The sequence below is a fragment of the Pantoea eucrina genome (assembly GCF_020079945.1).
Taxonomy (GTDB): Bacteria; Pseudomonadota; Gammaproteobacteria; order Enterobacterales; family Enterobacteriaceae; genus Pantoea; species Pantoea eucrina.
The window spans coordinates 1435634-1454230 of record NZ_CP083448.1 but is presented as its reverse complement, the minus strand read 5'-3'; the positions used below and the strand labels follow the sequence as shown (position 1 = coordinate 1454230).

Annotated in this window: 14 protein-coding genes and 1 other RNA gene; 5 read left to right on the top strand and 10 right to left on the bottom strand. The window is 55.3% G+C overall.

Annotation, left to right across the window (positions count from 1 at the left end):
• Positions 1-22: 22 nt before the first annotated feature.
• Genes sufE through sufA form a run of 6 tightly spaced genes read right to left on the bottom strand, consistent with a single transcriptional unit; the run spans position 23 to position 5590 of the window.
• On the bottom strand, positions 23-439 hold the full coding sequence (sufE, locus tag LAC65_RS06835; protein WP_203025458.1) for a cysteine desulfuration protein SufE: 417 nt from the start codon (positions 437-439) through the stop codon (positions 23-25).
• Between the two features lie 20 nt (positions 440-459).
• Positions 460-1680 (bottom strand): cysteine desulfurase SufS, encoded by a 1221-nt coding sequence (gene sufS, locus LAC65_RS06830; protein ID WP_039384108.1) that lies wholly within the window; start codon positions 1678-1680, stop codon positions 460-462.
• A complete protein-coding gene (sufD, locus tag LAC65_RS06825) occupies positions 1677-2954 on the bottom strand; it encodes a Fe-S cluster assembly protein SufD (protein ID WP_039384107.1) in 1278 nt (425 codons plus the stop codon). The genes sufS and sufD overlap by 4 nt, the downstream gene beginning before the upstream one ends.
• Positions 2929-3675: a Fe-S cluster assembly ATPase SufC gene (gene sufC, locus LAC65_RS06820; RefSeq protein WP_039384106.1), complete on the bottom strand. Its 747-nt coding sequence runs from the start codon at positions 3673-3675 to the stop codon at positions 2929-2931. The genes sufD and sufC overlap by 26 nt, the downstream gene beginning before the upstream one ends.
• A gap of 39 nt (positions 3676-3714) precedes the next feature.
• A complete protein-coding gene (sufB, locus tag LAC65_RS06815) occupies positions 3715-5208 on the bottom strand; it encodes a Fe-S cluster assembly protein SufB (protein ID WP_039384104.1) in 1494 nt (497 codons plus the stop codon).
• 7 nt (positions 5209-5215) lie between these two features.
• The gene (gene sufA / locus LAC65_RS06810; RefSeq protein WP_039384102.1) at positions 5216-5590 is read right to left on the bottom strand and encodes a Fe-S cluster assembly scaffold SufA; all 375 of its coding nucleotides are present in this window, start codon (positions 5588-5590) and stop codon (positions 5216-5218) included.
• 387 nt (positions 5591-5977) lie between these two features.
• On the opposite strand from sufA, the gene LAC65_RS06805 reads away from it, so the two are divergent.
• Positions 5978-6382: a hypothetical protein gene (locus LAC65_RS06805; RefSeq protein WP_039385821.1), complete on the top strand. Its 405-nt coding sequence runs from the start codon at positions 5978-5980 to the stop codon at positions 6380-6382.
• A gap of 30 nt (positions 6383-6412) precedes the next feature.
• Here the strand turns inward: LAC65_RS06805 and ydiJ are convergent, their stop codons facing one another.
• Positions 6413-9466 carry a D-2-hydroxyglutarate dehydrogenase YdiJ gene (ydiJ, locus tag LAC65_RS06800; protein WP_224144848.1) on the bottom strand — a complete coding sequence of 1018 codons (3054 nt, stop codon included), beginning with the start codon at positions 9464-9466 and terminating at the stop codon, positions 6413-6415.
• Between the two features lie 201 nt (positions 9467-9667).
• On the opposite strand from ydiJ, the gene ydiK reads away from it, so the two are divergent.
• Entirely contained in the window at positions 9668-10777 is a 1110-nt protein-coding gene (ydiK, locus tag LAC65_RS06795) for an AI-2E family transporter YdiK (RefSeq protein ID WP_039384098.1), read from the top strand.
• 250 nt (positions 10778-11027) lie between these two features.
• Positions 11028-11136, top strand: an RNA gene (gene rprA, locus LAC65_RS06790) — antisense sRNA RprA.
• 162 nt (positions 11137-11298) lie between these two features.
• Here the strand turns inward: rprA and ppsA are convergent.
• Complete coding sequence (gene ppsA, locus LAC65_RS06785; protein WP_039384096.1) at positions 11299-13689, bottom strand: phosphoenolpyruvate synthase; 2391 nt, start codon at positions 13687-13689, stop codon at positions 11299-11301.
• Between the two features lie 440 nt (positions 13690-14129).
• Here ppsA and ppsR point away from each other — a divergent pair, with 440 nt between their 5' ends.
• The gene (gene ppsR, locus LAC65_RS06780) at positions 14130-14957 is read left to right on the top strand and encodes a posphoenolpyruvate synthetase regulatory kinase/phosphorylase PpsR (RefSeq protein ID WP_039384092.1); all 828 of its coding nucleotides are present in this window, start codon (positions 14130-14132) and stop codon (positions 14955-14957) included.
• A 133-nt stretch (positions 14958-15090) separates the two neighbouring features.
• Positions 15091-16137: a 3-deoxy-7-phosphoheptulonate synthase gene (locus LAC65_RS06775; RefSeq protein WP_039384089.1), complete on the top strand. Its 1047-nt coding sequence runs from the start codon at positions 15091-15093 to the stop codon at positions 16135-16137.
• Between the two features lie 2 nt (positions 16138-16139).
• Here the strand turns inward: LAC65_RS06775 and LAC65_RS06770 are convergent, their stop codons facing one another.
• Positions 16140-17579 carry a protein adenylyltransferase SelO gene (locus LAC65_RS06770; protein ID WP_039384085.1) on the bottom strand — a complete coding sequence of 480 codons (1440 nt, stop codon included), beginning with the start codon at positions 17577-17579 and terminating at the stop codon, positions 16140-16142.
• 97 nt (positions 17580-17676) lie between these two features.
• The gene (locus tag LAC65_RS06765; RefSeq protein ID WP_039384082.1) at positions 17677-18420 is read right to left on the bottom strand and encodes an EAL domain-containing protein; all 744 of its coding nucleotides are present in this window, start codon (positions 18418-18420) and stop codon (positions 17677-17679) included.
• Between the last annotated feature and the right edge of the window lie 177 nt (positions 18421-18597).

The following is an 18597-nucleotide window of genomic DNA, read 5'->3' as shown; positions in this document are numbered from 1 at the left end:
ACCGGGGTCTGAAGAGTGTACCTTAGCAGAGCTGCTGAGCGTTATGCCGGATAGCGCGGATCATCGCTTCCAGCCCCTGAGAACGCGTTGGCGTCAGGTGCTGAGTCAGCGCCAGTTCCGCAAACCAGTGGCGCACATCCAGCTCGAGGATCTCCTGCGGCTTCAGCCCCCGATAGAGGCTAAATACTACTGCAATCAATCCCTTAACAATAGCTGCGTCGCTATCCCCTTCAAACGCCATCGATCCGTCCGCCTGCGGCGTCATGCGGATCCAGACCTGGCTCTGACAGCCTGAAATGACATACTCAGGCTGATGCAGGCTTTCAGAGGATTCTGGTAATTTTGCACCCAGCTCAATGATGTAAAGGTACTTCTCTTCCCAGTTAGCGCAACGATTAAAGTTGCGCACCAGCTTCTCTTTTTCCGGCAGGTTCGCCATCTGTTACTCCTGAAATCTGCTTAGCCCAGCAGGCGATGGATACGCGTCAGGCCAGCGGCCAGCCGATCTGCCTCATCTTCGGTATTATAGAGCGCGAAGGAGGCGCGACACATCGCCGGTACGGCATAGTGGCGCATCAGCGGCATCGCACAGTGGTGACCGGTGCGAATGGCAATACCATACTGATCGAGGAAGCTGCCAACGTCAAAGGCGTGATGTTTACCCAGGTTAAAGGCGATTACCCCGCTGCGCTGCGCTGGACCATAAAGCACGATGTCCGGTACTGAAGCGAGTTTGTCCAGCGCGTAACGCATCAGCGCGCTTTCGCGTGCATGAATAGCATCAAGACCCAGTTCACTTACCCAATTCAGTGCAGCACCCAGACCGATGATACCGCCGGTATTAGGCGTACCCGCTTCAAAGCGCCACGGCGCGCTGTTCCAGGTGGTTCCCACCGGCAGCATGACCTGGTCAATCATGGCCCCCCCGCCTTCCCACGGCGGCATCTGCTCCTGTAGCGCTTTACGCGCATAGAGTACGCCGATACCGGTCGGACCGTAAATCTTATGTCCGGAGAAAACGTAGAAATCACAGTCGATATCCTGCACGTCAACGGCGTGATGCATCACCGCCTGCGCGCCATCAATCAGTGTGACCAGGCCGGCTGCTTTCGCCTGAGCGACCAGCGCCTTAACCGGGTTAACGGTGCCCAGCACGTTAGAGACGTGCGTGACCGCCAGCAGCCGGGTACGGCTGTCGATAAGCGTAGCAAGCTGCTCTGTAGCCAGTTCACCGCTATCGCTGAGCGGCAGGACGCGGATCTCAGCACCGGTGCGCTGTGCCACCATCTGCCACGGCACGATGTTAGCGTGATGCTCCATCTCGGTAATGATGAGATTGTCACCAGGCTGCAGCTGACTGCCGCCCCAGCTATTGGCTACCAGATTAATGCCTTCGGTTGTGCCTTTAACAAAGATAATCTCTTCATGTGAAGCCGCATTCAGAAAGGCCGCAGCCTGCGCGCGTACCGCTTCCATATCGCTGGTGGCCTGCGCGCTAAGCGAATGGATGCCGCGATGCACGGCGGCGTAGCCGTGCTGGTAAAAATGACTTTCCGCGTTGATTACCGCGAGCGGACGCTGCGCGCTGGCCGCGCTGTCAAGGTAGGCCAGCGGGTGTCCGTTGACCTCACGACTCAGGATCGGAAACTCCGCTCTGACTCGTTCGGAATCGAAACTCATGAATGTACTCCAGGGAAACGCTGTGAGATGCGTGCCAGCACCGCCTGACGCAGAATGTCATCATCCAGCGTTTCGGTCAGTTCGGCGGCAAAAGCGTGGATGATCATCTGCTGCGCCGCTTCTTCAGCGATACCGCGCGAGCGCAGATAAAACATCTGCTCATCATCAATGCGGCCGATGGTGGCACCATGGCTGCATTTTACGTCATCGGCGTAGATCTCCAGCTGTGGCTTGGTATCGACTTCCGCCAGCCGGCCCAGCAGCAGATTATTGTTGGTCATCTGGCCATCGGTTTTCAGCGCGTGCTGTGCCACTTTGATGTGACCATTGAAGACGGCACGGCCTTTTTCGCGCGAAATGGTTTTATGCAGCTGACGACTCAGGCAGTGGCCTTTGTTGTGCTCCAGATAGCTGCGGGTATCTGCGATTTCGCTGCCCACCGGCAGGACCAGGCTGTTCATTGCCAGCTCGCTGTTTTCGCCATTCAGCTGCGTGCTGGTGTTATGACGTGACAGGCCGGCGCCCAGCAGGAAGCTGGTGCTGCTGACGCGCGCATCCTGACCCATCACAATGTCATTATGCGCAAAGTGATAGCTGCTGCTGGTTTCAAAGGCGAGCTTGGTATGTTTCAGCTGCGCATTATCCGCTACGGCAAAGGTGATCCGCGCGCCGGTAAAGTGCGCCGCGTCATTCAGCGTGACATAGTGCTCAACGATTTCCGCTACCGCACTCTGCTCCAGCTCTACATGATGACGATGGTGCACGGTATTGAGCGCATCTGCCTGACCGCTGGTGATATGCAGCAGGTAGAGTGGGCGGGTAGCCGCTTTGCCGCGCGCCAGACGAATCGTCGTCACCTCTTCTGCCAGGCTCTCTGTCAGATGCAGGAAGATCTCCGGCTGTACCGGCGCCGGCAAATCGCGACGCTCCGCTGCCTGAACGTGCTGGATCTCAAACAGATCGGTTTCCGTGCTGCTCAGCGCAGGCTGGAAGCGGCCATCAACAAATACCAGTCGTACCGCGTCCAGCGGCAGCGCCAGCGCATCCGCCTGCTCACGGCTGAGACTCTGCGCGGAAGGCAGCACAAAGTGCTGTCCCAGCAGGCTCTCCAGCGATGTATATTTCCAGTTTTCATGCTTGCGGGTGGGCAAGCCTTCACGCATCAGCTGCTGCCAGTGCTGCTGCGCCTGCAGCGAGCGCTGCTCGCCGCGAGACTCAAACAGATGGTGCCACTGCTGCAGGGCATTATCACTCTTCGTCGGTAAGCCAGCCATAGCCTTGCTCCTCCAGCTGTTTCACCAGTGAAAAGTCGCCAGACTTAACGATTTTACCCTGATAAAGAACGTGCACGTGATCCGGCTTAATGTAATCCAGAATACGCTGATAGTGCGTTACGATGATGAAAGAGCGCTTACCGTCGCGCAGGCTGTTAACGCCCTCAGACACGATTTTCAGGGCATCAATATCCAGACCCGAATCGGTCTCATCGAGAATGCAGAGTTCCGGCTCCAGCGCCGCCATCTGCAGAATATCATTGCGCTTCTTCTCACCACCGGAGAAGCCGACGTTAACTGAACGCGTCAGCAAATCTTCCGGCATTTTCAGCAGCTTGATCTTATCTTCGATAAAATCCTGGAAGTCGAAGCGATCCAGCTCTTCCTGCTCGCGATATTTGCGTACTGCATTAACGGAGGTCTGCAGGAAAAACTGGTTGCTGACACCCGGGATCTCTACCGGGTACTGGAACGCCATAAAGATGCCTTCTCCGGCACGCTCTTCAGGTTCCAGCGCCAGCAGATCTTTCTCTTTAAAGGTGACGGAGCCACCGGTGATCTCGTAATCTTCGCGACCCGCCAGCGTTGCTGAAAGCGTACTTTTACCTGAGCCATTCGGGCCCATAATGGCGTGGACTTCACCTGGTTTAACTTCCAGGTTCAGACCGCGCAAAATCTCTTTATCTTCAACGCTAACCTGTAAATCTTTAATACTTAACATACTTATTCCTTCACATTGCTTCCGGCAACGCGTGTGGCATCAGCCGACACTGTGCTCAAGGCTGATCGCTAACAGTTTTTGTGCTTCCACGGCAAATTCCAGTGGCAGCTCGGAGAAAACATCTTTACAGAAGCCGTTGACGATCATAGAGATCGCATCTTCTTCGCTGATGCCGCGCTGCAGGCAGTAGAACATCTGATCTTCGCCAATACGTGACGTAGTGGCTTCATGCTCAAGCTGCGCTGTGTTGTTGCGCGTTTCTACATACGGGAAAGTATGCGCACCGCAATCGGGACCAATCAGCATCGAGTCACACTGCGTAAAGTTACGCGCATTGGTTGCCGTCGGCATGATTTTCACCAGACCGCGGTAGGTATTCTGGCTTTTACCCGCCGATATCCCTTTAGAGATAATGGTCGATTTGGTGTTTTTACCGATATGGATCATTTTGGTACCGGTATCCGCCTGCTGGCGACCGCTGGTCAGGGCAACCGAGTAGAACTCACCTACGGAGTAGTCACCGCGCAGGATACAGCTTGGATATTTCCAGGTAATCGCAGAGCCGGTCTCAGACTGCGTCCAGGACATCTTGCTGTGATCGCCTTCGCACAGGGCGCGCTTGGTAACGAAGTTGAGGATACCGCCCTCACCTTCGCCGCCAGGGAACCAGTTCTGTACCGTGGAATATTTCACTTCAGCATTTTTATGGATGATGACTTCAACGACCGCTGCGTGCAGCTGATAAGTGTCACGTACCGGCGCCGAGCAGCCCTCGATATAGCTGACATAGCTGTCTTCATCTGCAATCAGAATGGTGCGCTCAAACTGACCTGTTTTCGCCGCGTTGATGCGGAAATAGGTCGACAGCTCCATCGGGCAGCGTACCCCTTTCGGGATATAAACAAAGGTGCCATCGGAGGCTACCGCTGAGTTAAGCGCAGCAAAGAAGTTATCGTTGTGTGGCACGACAGTACCCAGATACTTCTGTACCAGTTCCGGATGGTCATGGATCGCTTCACCAAATGAGCAGAAGATAATGCCCTGTTTGGCCAGCTTGTCACGGTAGGTGGTTGAGACCGACACGGAATCGAAAATCGCATCGACAGCGACCTCTTTACCTTCACGTACCGGAACACCCAGCTGATTAAACGCGTCTTCCACTTCCTGAGTCAGGTAGTCACTGGAGGCCACGCTGCCCGACGCCTGGGTTGCACCCGGCTCAGATGCGCAGCTGTCGTCACAGTTCCCGCATGATGGCGCAGAAAAGTAGCTGTAATCCTGATAGTCGAGCTTGTCATAGTGCGCTTTTAACCAGTGCGGCTCTTCCATTTCAAGCCAGGCACGGAAAGCCTTGAGCCGGAACTCAAGCATCCATTCGGGTTCGTTACGTTTAGCCGAGATCGCACGCACGACATCTTCATTAATGCCGTGTGCCAGTTCGTCGGTTTGTAACCGGGTAAAGAAGCCCTCTTTGTAGTTGAGCTTGCCTTCCCAGGTCTGTACATCATCAGATGCTTCGCTATGTCGTGACATATTTCACTTACTCGACGCCAAAGCTTTCACCGCACCCGCAGGCGTGCTGAGCTTTAGGGTTATTGAATTTAAAGATCTGGTTCAGGCCTTCACGGACGTAGTCCAGCTCGGTGCCGTCGACAAACGGCATTGCCTGAAGCGGCACAAAGAGTTTTGCGCCAAACTGCTCAAACTGCAGATCGTCATCGGCTGGCTCTTTTACCAGATCCATGACATAACCAAAACCGGCACAGCCAGATTGTTTCACGCTCAGTTTCAGACCCTTTACTTCCGGGTCCTGTTCAACCAGAGTCAGGATCTGTTTCGCTGCCGACTCGGTCAGCGTAAGTCCTTTCCAGACAAAATCGTCAGGCGAAAAGGACGCGGCGTTTACTGATGACATCGTTGTACCTCGCAAGTCTGGACCTTCTCAGGCTATCCCCCTATGGTAGTGATATCGCCTATCACTTCAACCTCTTGTTTTGCAGGGATAATCATCTCGTGCTGTTTTTTCTGCTTAATTATTAAGCATAGTCCCTTTAGTACGGCCTGTAACAGACAGTTTTTATTCGGGACAAATATTACAACCTATTGATATCGTAACATTTTATAAAAACCGGCCCTAAAGCAATTAACCTGTATACAGGTTACGCCTTTACCGAATGTAAAGAGATTGTTATTGCCGATTTTAGTAACAGGTTACAGACATCAATATATTTCTTTAGCGGGAATTGCATTCCTGACGCAGTTTAATATGATAATGATTATCATTAACTATTTAGGCGGCGCTATGACACGTACCGTTTCAGCCTGGTTACAACACAAAATCAGCGACTACCGATTTGCCGTGCGCGACATCACCGTAGATTTTTATCTGGCCGAAGCCAGACTCAACCGGCCAGAGTGCTCACTGGAGCAGCTGCGCCGGTTTAACGATACCTGCCTGGATATGGCGGAAATCTGCGATATCAACGGCGACGATCGCAGCTATCTGCACGCCTTAGGCAAGCTGCACCATCGCCTGATTCAGGAGATGGGCAACGATGACCGTGACCGGCTGTTTCGCCTGCAGGCGTATCAGTTCGCCCGCCAGTCGCTGACGCATTTATGCCAAAAGCTTGCACAAAGCGGCGACTGGGACCAGATAACGGGCCTGCAGCGTGATTTTGTCCGCCACGCTGGCTGGATATTCTAATCCAGCTTTGTGACGGCTCCTACATTTTGTTTACATCAATTCCAGCAGCGCCTGTAAAGGATGACGCATGCCGTTGCCTTCGGCACGTTTCACCTGGCTGCGACAGGAAAAGCCGGTCGCCAGACAGCGCTGGCGCGGCAGCCGCTGCAGCTGCGGATGCCAGGAGAGCGCATAGATGCCGAGCGAGTTCTCCAGATGCTGCGCCTCGTGGCCATACGTCCCCGCCATGCCGCAGCAGCCGGTATTGATATTTTCCAGCCGGGCACCGAAGCGGGCAAATATCTTCTGCCATTGATCCGGCGTAGCGGGCAGCGCGGTCACTTCCGTACAGTGCGCAAACAGATACCAGGGCTCGCCGCTGACCGGCTGATTTACGCCATCAGCCAGCGCCTGCTGCAGCCACTCATGCACCAGTAGCACGCTGAAATCACCGCGCTTGCTTTTCAGTACCTGCTGATACTCATCGCGATAGCAGAGCACAGTGGCCGGGTCGACCCCGACCATCGGGATCCCCAGTTTTGCCACCCGATTGAGCAGTTCAGCAGTTTTCGCTGCGGTACGGGCGAAACGCTGCAGAAACCCCTTAACATGCTGCGCTTTGCCGTTGGGAGAGAAAGGCAGCAGCACCGGACGGTAACCCAGCTTTTCAATCAGTGAAATAAAGTCGGTCACCAGCTGCGCTTCGTAGTAGCTGGTAAACGGGTCCTGCACCACCAGCACGCACTGCTGCCGCGCTGCGCTATCCATCGCTTCCAGCTGCTCCAGCGTCAGGTTCATTGCCGGATGCCCGCTCAGACGCTGTTTAAGGTTAGGTGCGGAGAGCTGAGGCAAATCCACCATACCGATATGCGTTTTGCTGAATTCGCGCATCCACGGCTGCTGCAGGAAGAAATTGAACACCTTTGGCGCTTTCGCCATCAGCGGCGCATAGCTCTCTACGCTGGCCACCAGGTGATCGCTGACCGGTCGCAGATAGCGCGTATGGTAAAGTTGTAAAAAGCGCGCGCGGAAATCGGGCACATCGATTTTAATCGGGCACTGGGTCGAACAGGCTTTACAGGCCAGACAGCCCGACATCGCCTCTTTTACCTCATGGGAAAAATCGTACTCTCCGCGGTTAGCGTGCCAGCTGTTACGCGTACGCTGGATCAGCATACGCAGGCTGGCTCCCTGCTGCGGCAGCGCCTGCTCAAGCTGGTCAGGATCAACGCCCTGCTCCGACAGCAGGCGCAGCCATTCACGCGTCAGCGTCGCGCGTCCTTTCGGCGAGTGAATACGATTGCGGGTGATTTTCATCGACGGACACATCGGGCTGCGCACATCAAAATTGAAGCAGAGGCCGTTGCCGTTGCACTCCATCGCGCCGCGCCAGCTGGTGCGTACCGTCAGCGGGATCTGACGATCCAGATCGCCGCGCATCGCGCCATTCACCTGCATCATCGGCGCATCGCTCTCCAGCGGCGTGCAGATTTTACCCGGATTCAGCCGGTTATCGGGATCGAACGCGCGTTTGATACGACGCAGCTCGGTAAACAGCGTTTCACCGAAAAAGGCCGGACTATACTGCGCGCGGAAACCTTTGCCATGCTCCCCCCACAGTAACCCGCCGTAACGGGCCGTCAGCGCGACCACTTCATCTGAAATCTGCTTCATCAGCAGCACCTGCTGCGGATCGCACATATCCAGTGCCGGACGCACGTGCAGCACGCCCGCATCAACATGGCCAAACATACCGTAGCTCAGGCCGTGGCTATCCAGCAGCGCGCGAAACTCACCAATATAATCGGCCAGCTGCTCCGGCGGCACCGCCGTATCTTCCACAAACGGAATTGGCTTGGCGCGCCCCTGTGCATTGCCCAGCAGGCCAACCGCCTTCTTACGCATCGCGTAAATACGCTCGACCTCAGCCAGTTCATTACAGATCTGATAACCTATGACGCCACCCTGCCGCTCAGTCATCAGCGTATCCAGCCGGTCGCAGAGACGGGCGATTTGCTGTTCGATAAGTGCGCCATCATCGCCGGCAAACTCCACGATATTCAGTCCCAGCATCGTTTTATCCGGGATATCGGTGATCAGTTCTTTAACGGAGTGCCAGACAATATCTTCCCGCGCCAGATTCAGTACTTTTGAATCCACCGTCTCCACTGACAGCGCCTGCGCTTTTACCATAAATGAAGCGTTGCGCAGCGCGGAGTCGAAAGACTCATATTTAACGTTAACCAGACGACGGACTTTGGGGATTGGCGTGATATCAAGACGCGCTTCCGTAATAAACGCCAGCGTGCCCTCGGCACCGCACAACAGCCGCGTGAGATCGACCTGCTGCATGTCATCACTGAAGACGTGGCGTAAATCGTAACCGGTCAGGAAGCGGTTAAGCTTTGGAAATTTTTCAAGGATCAGCGCGCGCTGCTCACGACAGCTTTGCAGCACCGTCTGGTAGATGCGGCCCTCAGGCGTCGGCGTTGCGGCGAGCTGCTCCGCCAGCGCCACCGGTATGGCGCGCGTATCAAGGATATCGCCGCCCAGCAGCACCGCGCGTAACCCCTCGACATGATCGGAAGTTTTACCATATACCAGCGATCCCTGACCTGAGGCATCGGTGTTGATCATGCCGCCCAGCGTGGCGCGGTTACTGGTGGAGAGCTCCGGGGAAAAGAAGAAACCGTATGGCCGGAGCCAGGCGTTGAGCTGATCTTTCACTACTCCCGCCTCAACCCGCACCCAGCCCTGTTCGGTGTTGATCTCCAGAATGCGGTTCATGTAGCGCGACATATCAACCACAATGCCCTGATTCAGCGACTGTCCGTTAGTGCCGGTGCCGCCGCCGCGTGGCGTAAACGTCAGGCTGGCAAAAGCGTCCTCACCGGCGAGCCGCGCAATCAGAGCGATATCTGCGGTCGAACGCGGAAACAGTGCCGCATCCGGCAGAAGCTGATAGATGCTGTTATCCGTAGAGAGTGAGAGACGGTCGGCATAGCTGGTAGCGGTATCGCCGGTAAAACCCTGCTCTTTGAGCGCCTGCAAAAAGGCGAGAACTTGCTGAACCAGGCCAGTAGCCTGCGGAATTTGTGGGATCATGGTGTCGTGACCGGGATGTTGTAAACGTTTGCGTAGTAATTTTTTAACGTCTGGTTGTATCACATTTTTTTCCTGTCTGCTGGCATTTCCCTTCCCCGCTTCTGTGGCCCTGCTTTTCCTGTTTAATTTTCAGGAAATAGCGCATGATGATCCCGGGCCAGGGGCCCTTCCTGAAGGATTAACTGAGGTTAAATCGCTGTTATGAAAAGCCTGCAACGCGGTGTGGATCTGCCGCAACTGCTGTTCTCACTGATGTTTATTTTGCTGATGATTATCGCCTGTCTCTGGGTGGTACAGCCTTTTATTCTGGGCTTTGCCTGGGCAAGCATGGTTGTTATCGCAACCTGGCCACTCATGATTCGCCTGCAGCATCTGCTGTGGGGACGCCGCTCCCTGGCCGTTATCGCCATGACGATTCTGCTGCTGCTGCTGTTTATCATTCCGATTGCGCTGCTGGTCAGCAGCCTGATTGACAACAGCGCCCCGGTTATCGCCTGGGCTACTCAGCGCCATCTGCTGATGCCGGAATTCGCCTGGCTGCGGGAGATCCCGTATGCCGGCAACAAGCTCTATGTCAGTTACCATAAGCTGGTGGATGGCGGCGGTTCAGCGATCATGCGTCAGGTGCAGCCCTATATTGGTCGCACCACGGGCTTCTTTGTCGCACAGGCGGGACATTTTGGCCGCTTTATGCTGCATCTGGCGCTGATGCTGTTATTCAGCGTGCTGCTTTACTGGCGCGGTGAGCAGGTGGGACAGGGTATCCGCCACTTCGCCTACCGTATGGGGGGGCCCCGTGGCGATGCTGCGGTGCTGCTGGCCGGACAGGCAATACGGGCCGTTGCGCTGGGTGTTGTCGTCACGGCGCTGGTGCAGGGGGTATTAGGCGGGATCGGACTGGCGATCTCGGGCATACCTTATGCCACGCTGCTGACGGTGCTGATGATCCTGACCTGCCTGGTCCAGCTGGGTCCGCTGATTGTTCTGGTACCCGCGATTATCTGGCTCTACTGGAGCGGTGATACGACGTGGGGCACGGTGCTGCTGGTCTGGAGCTGTATTGTCGGCACGCTCGACAACGTGTTACGTCCGGTGCTGATTCGCATGGGTGCCGATTTACCCATGATTCTGATCCTCTCAGGTGTTATCGGCGGCCTGATCGCCTTTGGCATGATTGGCCTGTTTATCGGCCCGGTCGTGCTGGCGGTCTCTTATCGCCTGGTTTCAGTCTGGATGCACGAGGCTCCGGCGCCGGATGATGATGTGGAAACGGCAATTGAAGCGCTGACAGAGCATGAAGAGCTGCCCTGATACCTCTGATGGTCGCAGCGGCCTGAACATTCATGCCCGGGCATTTTTCAGGCACGCTGTTTTTCATAAACGGTTTTTAAGAAAAAACGCGATTTTTAGCGCTTAACGACGTTTCGCTGGCTGGAATGATTATTTTTCATACTGAATCGCCCGATGCAGCGGGCAAAAGAGGCGATAAAAGATTATCAGCTTTAAACTAATAAGAGGATTCTTAAAGACTATAGCAGGCGCAATAAATAATATGTTTCTCATGTTGGAAATCAACCTACTGATTTTTAAACAACCTTTTTCCCCTGAGTAACGTAAAAGAATTGCTGTGTGTAGTCTTTGCCCATCCCCTGTGATGGGCTTTTTTTTGGCCTGCATTCAGCGCCCGCTGTAGCACTGCGTGCTATCTGAACAGGCGGGATGCTTAGCAGCTAAAACTCAGGGTTATTATGCTGAAACAGTGGCTCATCCGCAGCTTAAGCCTGCATGAATCATGACGCGTACGGTATAACCTTACGCGTCATGCTCAGAGGTTAAGCGCGCTGAGCAGAGTCAATCTCAGCCAGGCTCAGCCAGGTTTCAACCACCGTATCCGGATTAAGCGACAGGCTGTCAATGCCCTGCTCCATCAGCCACGCGGCAAAATCCTGATGATCTGAAGGACCCTGTCCGCAGATACCGACATATTTGCCCTGTTTTTTTGCGGCCTGAATCGCCATCGAAAGCAGCGCTTTCACCGCTTCATTGCGCTCATCAAACAGAGCAGACACCACGCCAGAATCGCGATCCAGCCCCAGTGCCAGCTGCGTCATATCGTTGGAACCGATGGAGAAACCGTCGAAGTGCTGCAAAAACTGTTCTGCCAGCAGCGCGTTTGACGGGATTTCACACATCATAATCACCTTCAGACCCGCTTCACCGCGCTTCAGCCCGTGCTTCGCCAGTTCAGCCACGACCGCTTCCGCCTGGTCAACGGTGCGCACAAAAGGCACCATGATTTCAACGTTACTCAGCCCCATCTCATTGCGCACCCGCTTCACGGCTTCGCACTCCAGCGCAAAACAGTCGCGGAAGCTGTCAGCAACGTAGCGCCCGGCCCCCCGGAAACCAAGCATCGGGTTCTCCTCTTCCGGCTCGTAGCGCTCTCCGCCGACCAGATTGGCGTACTCGTTCGATTTAAAATCGGACAGGCGCAAAATCACGCGCTTCGGCGCAAAGGCGGCGCCCAGGGTAGCAATCCCCTCCGTCAGGCGCGCGATATAGAACTCAACCGGATCGTCAAAGCCTTTCATCATCTGGCGGATCTGCTGCTGTAGCTCCGGCGTCTGCTGATCAAACTCCAGCAGCGCTTTAGGATGCACGCCGATCATGCGGTTGATAATAAACTCCAGCCGCGCCAGGCCGACACCCTCATTGGGCAGACAGGCGAAGTCAAACGCGCGATCGGGATTACCGACGTTCATCATGATCTTAAGCGGCAGATCGGGCATCGAGTCGACCTGAGAGCTGGCGATCTCAAAATCGAGCAGGTCATTGTAGACGTAGCCGGTATCGCCTTCGGCGCAGGAAACCGTCACTTTATGCCCGTCACGCAGGTGATCGGTGGCATCACCACATCCCACCACCGCCGGGATCCCCAGCTCACGTGCAATGATCGCCGCATGGCAGGTGCGTCCGCCGCGGTTGGTCACGATAGCCGACGCTTTTTTCATGATAGGTTCCCAGTCCGGGTCCGTCATATCGGTGACCAGCACGTCGCCCTTCTCAATGCGGTGCATTTCGCTGATATCGTGGATCACCTTGACTTCACCCGCACCGATACGATGACCGATGGCGCGTCCTTCAACCAGCACCTGGCCCGTGCCCTGCAGGCTGTAGCGCTCCATCACCTGACCATTCGAGCGTACGGTTTCCGGTCGCGCCTGTACGATATAGAGCTTGCCGGTATGCCCGTCTTTTGCCCACTCGATGTCCATCGGGCGCTTGTAGTGCTGTTCAATCAGCACCGCCTGGCGTGCCAGCGCCTGTACTTCGTCGTCGGTCAGGCTGAAACGATCGCGCGTTGCCTGCTCCACATCCTCAATGCGCACCTGCTCGCCATGCGTCTGAGAATCGGCATACACCATGCGGATTTTTTTAGACCCCATCGTCCGCCTGACAATAGCCGGGCGGTTTACCGCCAGCGTCGGTTTATGCACGTAAAACTCATCCGGGTTGACCGCACCCTGTACCACCATCTCACCCAGCCCCCAGGCTGAAGTGATAAAGACGACCTGATCAAAACCTGACTCAGTATCAATGGTAAACATCACGCCAGAGGCGGCAAGATCGGAGCGAACCATACGCTGCACCCCGGCCGAGAGCGCCACGCCGCGATGATCGTAGCCCTGATGCACGCGGTATGAGATAGCCCGATCGTTAAACAGCGAGGCGTATACGTGCTTAACCGCCACCAGCACGGCATCAAACCCCTGTACGTTGAGGAAGGTCTCCTGCTGCCCGGCGAATGAGGCGTCAGGCATATCCTCGGCAGTCGCGGATGAGCGGACGGCAAAAGAGGCGTCGGCATCATCAGCAGAAAGCTGCTCATAAGCAGTACGAATAGCCGCTTCCAGCGCCGGCTGAAACGGCGTGTCCACGACCCACTGGCGGATCTGCTTGCCCGCCTGGGCCAGCGCCGCCACGTCATCAATATCCGTGATATCCAGTAGTGCATAAATGCGCTGGTTCAGTCCGCTTTGGTCGAGAAACTGATTAAACGCGTCAGACGTCGTGGCAAAGCCGTTCGGGACGGATACGCCCAGCGACGACAAATTGGTAATCATTTCTCCAAGAGAGGCATTTTTGCCTCCCACCCGATCAACATCATGCATGCCAAGCTGGTTATACCAGAGCACTAGCGATTGTTGGTCTTGATTGGACATTGAGATGATCCTTTTAAATGATTAGGGCACATGGAACATTTTGCTATTCGCCACAGCAGCCTGGCATAACTGGTTTATAAAGACTAAGTGTTGAATCGTTAAAGCAAAAAAAGAGAGACAAAATCAGACTATTACCTGCCGGGGCTGACGTTGCGCAAACGGCACTATTATTACTAACAGCTTGCTGCAATAACGAATTTTCCATTTTTATAGCATTATCAGCGGATTGCTGTTGCGCAAACGACATCAGACAGAGTCTGCGCGTCATTTATGAAACTGTGGCGGGCGCGGACGTTTATTTATCGCTTTTTCTTTATGATGCTATTAACGTCAGGTATGACACTATTCCGGTCTGAGCACGGCGGCATATGGATATTTCATTTCGATTTAATTTGAAATGAAATCGGTTAATTCACTATTCACTCAGAGAGCACTTTTCAATGAGCACTGAACGCAGCGTGTTTTATATTTCAGACGGCACCGCCATTACAGCAGAAGTGCTGGGCCACGCGGTGCTCTCGCAGTTTCCGGTTGATACGCACAGCGTTACCCTGCCGTTTGTAGAAAACGTGCAGCGGGCCCAGGCGGTCAAAGCGCAGATCAACGCGCTCTGGCAGCGCAGCGGCGTGCGGCCGCTGGTCTTTTTTTCCATCGTTACGCCTGAGGTTCGCGACATCATTCTGGAGAGTGAGGGGTTTTGTCAGGATATTGTGCAGGCGCTGGTGGCTCCCCTGCAGAGTGAACTGGGCGTCTCCTCTATGCCGGTGGCACACCGCACTCACGGGCTGACCGCGAATAACCTGGGTAAATATGATGCGCGTATCGCCGCGATTGACTACACCCTGGCGCATGATGACGGGATCTCACTGCGCGGACTCGAAGATGCTCAGGTGATCCTGCTGGGCGTTTCGCGCTGTGGCAAAACCCCGACCAGCCTCTATCTTGCCATGCAGTTTGGTATTCGCGCAGCCAACTACCCCTTTATTGCCGATGATATGGATAACCTCAAGCTTCCTCCTGCGCTGCGCGCGCATCAGCACAAGCTGTTCGGGCTGACCATTGATCCGGAACGGCTGGCGGCCATTCGCCAGGAACGGGCGGAGAATACCCGCTACGCCTCGCTACGCCAGTGCCGGCTGGAAGTGGGTGAAGTGGAAGCGCTGTTCCGTACACATCAGATTCGCTACCTCAACAGTACCAACTACTCGGTCGAGGAGATTGCCACCAAAATCCTCGACATTATGGGGCTGGAGCGACATATGTACTGACTGATGCGCTAAGCGGCCCGCGTATTTATTATCTCTGTGATTTTGCTGGTTGAATTCAGGACGCATTGGTTTATTGTGAACCTCATCACTTCCCGGTATATCACCGCTGCGAAGAACCTGTTTGAGAGCCACTATGAATAAAACTGATGAACTGCGTACGGCGCGAATTGGCAGCCTGATTACGCCCGCCGCGCTGGCCAGCCAGCACCCGCTATCGTCTGATATCGCAGAGAGCGTTACGGCCGCGCGCCAGCGTATTGCGCGCATTCTGACCGGCGAGGATCCGCGCCTGCTGGTCATAATCGGGCCCTGTTCGCTGCATGACCCGCGCGCTGCGCTGGATTATGCGGCACGCCTGCAGCAGCTGCGCGAGCAGTATCAGGACCGGCTGGAAATCGTCATGCGCGCCTATTTTGAGAAACCGCGTACCGTGGTGGGCTGGAAAGGGCTGATTTCCGATCCCGACCTTGACGGCAGCTTTGATGTCAATCGCGGTATTGCTATCGCCCGCAAGCTGCTGCTGGATATCAACGCGCTGGGTCTGCCAACGGCGACTGAATTCCTCGATATGGTCATCGGCCAGTTTATAGCCGATCTCATCAGCTGGGGTGCCATTGGCGCCCGCACCACTGAAAGCCAGATCCATCGCGAAATGGCCTCTGCGCTCTCCTGCCCGGTAGGGTTTAAAAACGGCACGGACGGTAACGTACAGATCGCCGTCGACGCCATTCGTGCTGCCCGCGCCAGCCATATGTTCCTCTCGCCGGATAAAGCGGGCCAGATGACCATTTATCAGACCAGCGGCAATCCGCACGGTCATGTGATCCTGCGTGGCGGGCGTCAGCCAAACTATCATGCGGAAGATGTGGCGGCGGCGGCAGCCAGCCTGCGTGAGTTCAGCCTGTCTGAGCAGATGGTGATCGATTTCAGTCACGGCAACTGCCTTAAGCAGCATCGTCGCCAGCGTGATGTGGCGCGCGATATCGCCGCGCAGATCCGCGCCGGTTCGCGAGCGGTAGCAGGCGTTATGATTGAGAGTTTTCTGCAGGAAGGAAACCAGAAAGTGGTGGCTGGTCAGCCGCTGGTGTACGGCCAGTCGATTACCGATCCCTGCCTCGGCTGGGACGATAGCGCGGCGGTACTGGCAGAGCTGGCTGCCGCCGTCGACAGCCGTTTCTGATATCAGCTGGAGCAGCTGACCTCCAGCGTTTTACTCCACTCTGGCGGCCGCTGGCGCAATGTCGCGCTGCTGGCCGCTTCATCAAAGGGGTGCTGCAGCGCCAGATGCAGCTCTTTAAGGGCCGCAGTCTCGCCCCGCTCCACCTCTTCAATCACCTGCTGGGCAAGATAGTTGCGCAGCACGATGGCGGGGTTGGCCGCCTGCATCACCGCCTGCCGTTCGCTGTCGCTGGCCTCATCCTGCAGCAGTCGCTGCTGATAGCTGCTATACCAGCGATCAAACGCGTCGCGATCGATAAACTCATCGCGCAGCGGCGAACGCCTTTCCTGCTGTTCGGTATAGCTGAGCTGACGAAACGTAAAGGTGTAATCGCTGTGCTCATTGCTCATCAGCGCCAGCAGGTTGCTCAGAATCGTATTATCCTCTGCCTGCGGCGTCAGCAGGCCAAGTTTCGCCCGCATGCGCTCTCCCCAGACGCGCATCAGTTCAGGCTCATAGTGGCTCAGCGCCTGCTTCAGCTGCTCCGTGGTCAGCAATCCCGACAGCGCGTGCGCCAGCCGGTTGAGGTTCCACAGGCCAACCGTCGGCTGATTATTAAACGCATAGCGCCCCTGATAGTCACTGTGGTTGCAGATAAAGGCGGGATCGTACTCATCAAGAAAGCCGTAAGGACCGTAATCCAGCGTCAGGCCGAGAATCGACATGTTATCTGTGTTCATCACTCCGTGAGCAAAGCCTGCGCTCTGCCACAGTGCGATCAGGCGGGCGGTACGTTTTGCCACATCCGTGAACCACAGCAGATAGCGATCCGGTTCCGCCTCAAGGTGCGGCCAGTGATGACGAATCGCATAGTCTGCCAGCTGGCGTACTTTATCCGTCTCCCCTGCGTAATAGAAGTGTTCAAAGTGACCAAAACGCAGATGGCTCTCCGCAATACGCATCAGCATCGCGCCGCGCTCCTGCGTTTCGCGCAGCACCGGTTCGTCACCGATGGCCAGCGCCAGGGCGCGCGTCCCGGGGATACCCAAATGGTGTAACGCTTCTGAAGCGAGAAACTCCCGCACGCTTGAGCGGATCACCGCCCGTCCATCTCCCATGCGGGAATAAGGGGTTAAGCCTGCGCCTTTCAGATGCCAGTCCAGCTTGCGCCCATCTTCCAGCTGCTGCTCACCCAGCAGCAGGCCGCGTCCGTCACCCAGCTGCCCGGCCCAGACGCCAAACTGATGGCCGCTATACACCTGAGCGAGCGGAGCCATGCCTGGCAGCAGCGCCTGACCGCTCCATACGCCGTGGCCGTCGCCGGCAAACAGCTCCGCATCCAGCGACATTTCCGCCGCCAGCGGCGCATTATGATAAAGGAGACGTCCTCCCGCCAGCGGCGTGGGCTGCAGCGATGTGTAATATCCGGTCAGCTCCTGCTGCCAGCTATTGATAAATTGCATATATACTCCAGAGGTGCTTAATAATGCAGCACCAGGATAGCGTGTAGAGAGTAAAGGATAGTCTGGCACGGGGCGCCCGGGAAAAACAGCGCCTGAATTACTGCTGCGAGGGTGTGGTCTGCGTCAGAAAAGGAGTGATGAGATCTTCTAACCGTTCCGCTTTAACCACCGGGAACACGTTACCCTGAATATGCACGCCGCTCAGATCGCTGACTTTGCTCAGCAGGCGCGCATCATCGATACCAGAAATAATAATTTGCTGCGTATAGCCGCTGAAATTATCGATAACCGTCTGCATAAAAGGGATAAAGGAGGCGCGCTTCGCCAGATTCTGGATAAATAATTTATCCAGCTTCAGGACGCTAAACAGCGAATCATAGACTGCCGTTGCCGGGGCTTTGCCAGCTCCGAATTGTGAAAGCGATAAACGGAATTGATGATTAAGTCGGGATAAAACCGGATGCGCTTTGCCGGCAGATAATTGCGGAAACGTTTCGCTGATATCCATTACGATAAATGGCAGCTGTTTAAATTTCCTTAACAGAATTTCACTCTCTAACAGCGTTTCAGCCAGCGATTCGTCAATTCTCATTAGCGCATCAACATGATTACGCTCAAAGAAAGCGCGGTGCTTTTCCAGGATTAAAAGCTGAGCCTGCAGCAGCCTTAACTGCTGACTGGCATCGAGCTGCGGCAACAGTAAATCCTGTGGCAACGTAATTGGCGCACTGTCATGAACAAATTGTGTAACCAGCTCAACCGCAGTGAGCTGGCCCTCCAGCGTATAAGCCGGATAAAACCAGGTTTCCGACTGATAGTCGGCCGAAATATGGACTTTCATTTTTTACAGCCAGAGGCAGTGGCAATGAAGGCATCGTATATCAATGAAAAGAGTCAGGCAATAGCACCAAACGCCGGAAGAGAAGGTGTTTTAGCGCCTAATGCAAGCTATTAATCATTAAATTATACTTAAGCCAAATACGCCGTGTTAATATCCACAATGATAAAATCTTTAGCT

What these genes read in the sequence shown, in the direction of transcription:
- ppsR (WP_039384092.1), top strand. Translation starts at nt 14,130, where the DNA reads ATGAGCACTGAACGCAGCGTGTTTTATATTTCAGACGGCACCGCCATT.
- sufD (WP_039384107.1), bottom strand. Translation starts at nt 2,954, where the DNA reads ATGGCTGGCTTACCGACGAAGAGTGATAATGCCCTGCAGCAGTGGCAC.
- sufA (WP_039384102.1), bottom strand. Translation starts at nt 5,590, where the DNA reads ATGTCATCAGTAAACGCCGCGTCCTTTTCGCCTGACGATTTTGTCTGG.
- LAC65_RS06775 (WP_039384089.1), top strand. Translation starts at nt 15,091, where the DNA reads ATGAATAAAACTGATGAACTGCGTACGGCGCGAATTGGCAGCCTGATT.
- LAC65_RS06805 (WP_039385821.1), top strand. Translation starts at nt 5,978, where the DNA reads ATGACACGTACCGTTTCAGCCTGGTTACAACACAAAATCAGCGACTAC.
- LAC65_RS06765 (WP_039384082.1), bottom strand. Translation starts at nt 18,420, where the DNA reads ATGAAAGTCCATATTTCGGCCGACTATCAGTCGGAAACCTGGTTTTAT.
- sufC (WP_039384106.1), bottom strand. Translation starts at nt 3,675, where the DNA reads ATGTTAAGTATTAAAGATTTACAGGTTAGCGTTGAAGATAAAGAGATT.
- sufS (WP_039384108.1), bottom strand. Translation starts at nt 1,680, where the DNA reads ATGAGTTTCGATTCCGAACGAGTCAGAGCGGAGTTTCCGATCCTGAGT.
- LAC65_RS06770 (WP_039384085.1), bottom strand. Translation starts at nt 17,579, where the DNA reads ATGCAATTTATCAATAGCTGGCAGCAGGAGCTGACCGGATATTACACA.
- ydiJ (WP_224144848.1), bottom strand. Translation starts at nt 9,466, where the DNA reads ATGATCCCACAAATTCCGCAGGCTACTGGCCTGGTTCAGCAAGTTCTC.
- sufB (WP_039384104.1), bottom strand. Translation starts at nt 5,208, where the DNA reads ATGTCACGACATAGCGAAGCATCTGATGATGTACAGACCTGGGAAGGC.
- sufE (WP_203025458.1), bottom strand. Translation starts at nt 439, where the DNA reads ATGGCGAACCTGCCGGAAAAAGAGAAGCTGGTGCGCAACTTTAATCGT.
- ppsA (WP_039384096.1), bottom strand. Translation starts at nt 13,689, where the DNA reads ATGTCCAATCAAGACCAACAATCGCTAGTGCTCTGGTATAACCAGCTT.
- ydiK (WP_039384098.1), top strand. Translation starts at nt 9,668, where the DNA reads ATGAAAAGCCTGCAACGCGGTGTGGATCTGCCGCAACTGCTGTTCTCA.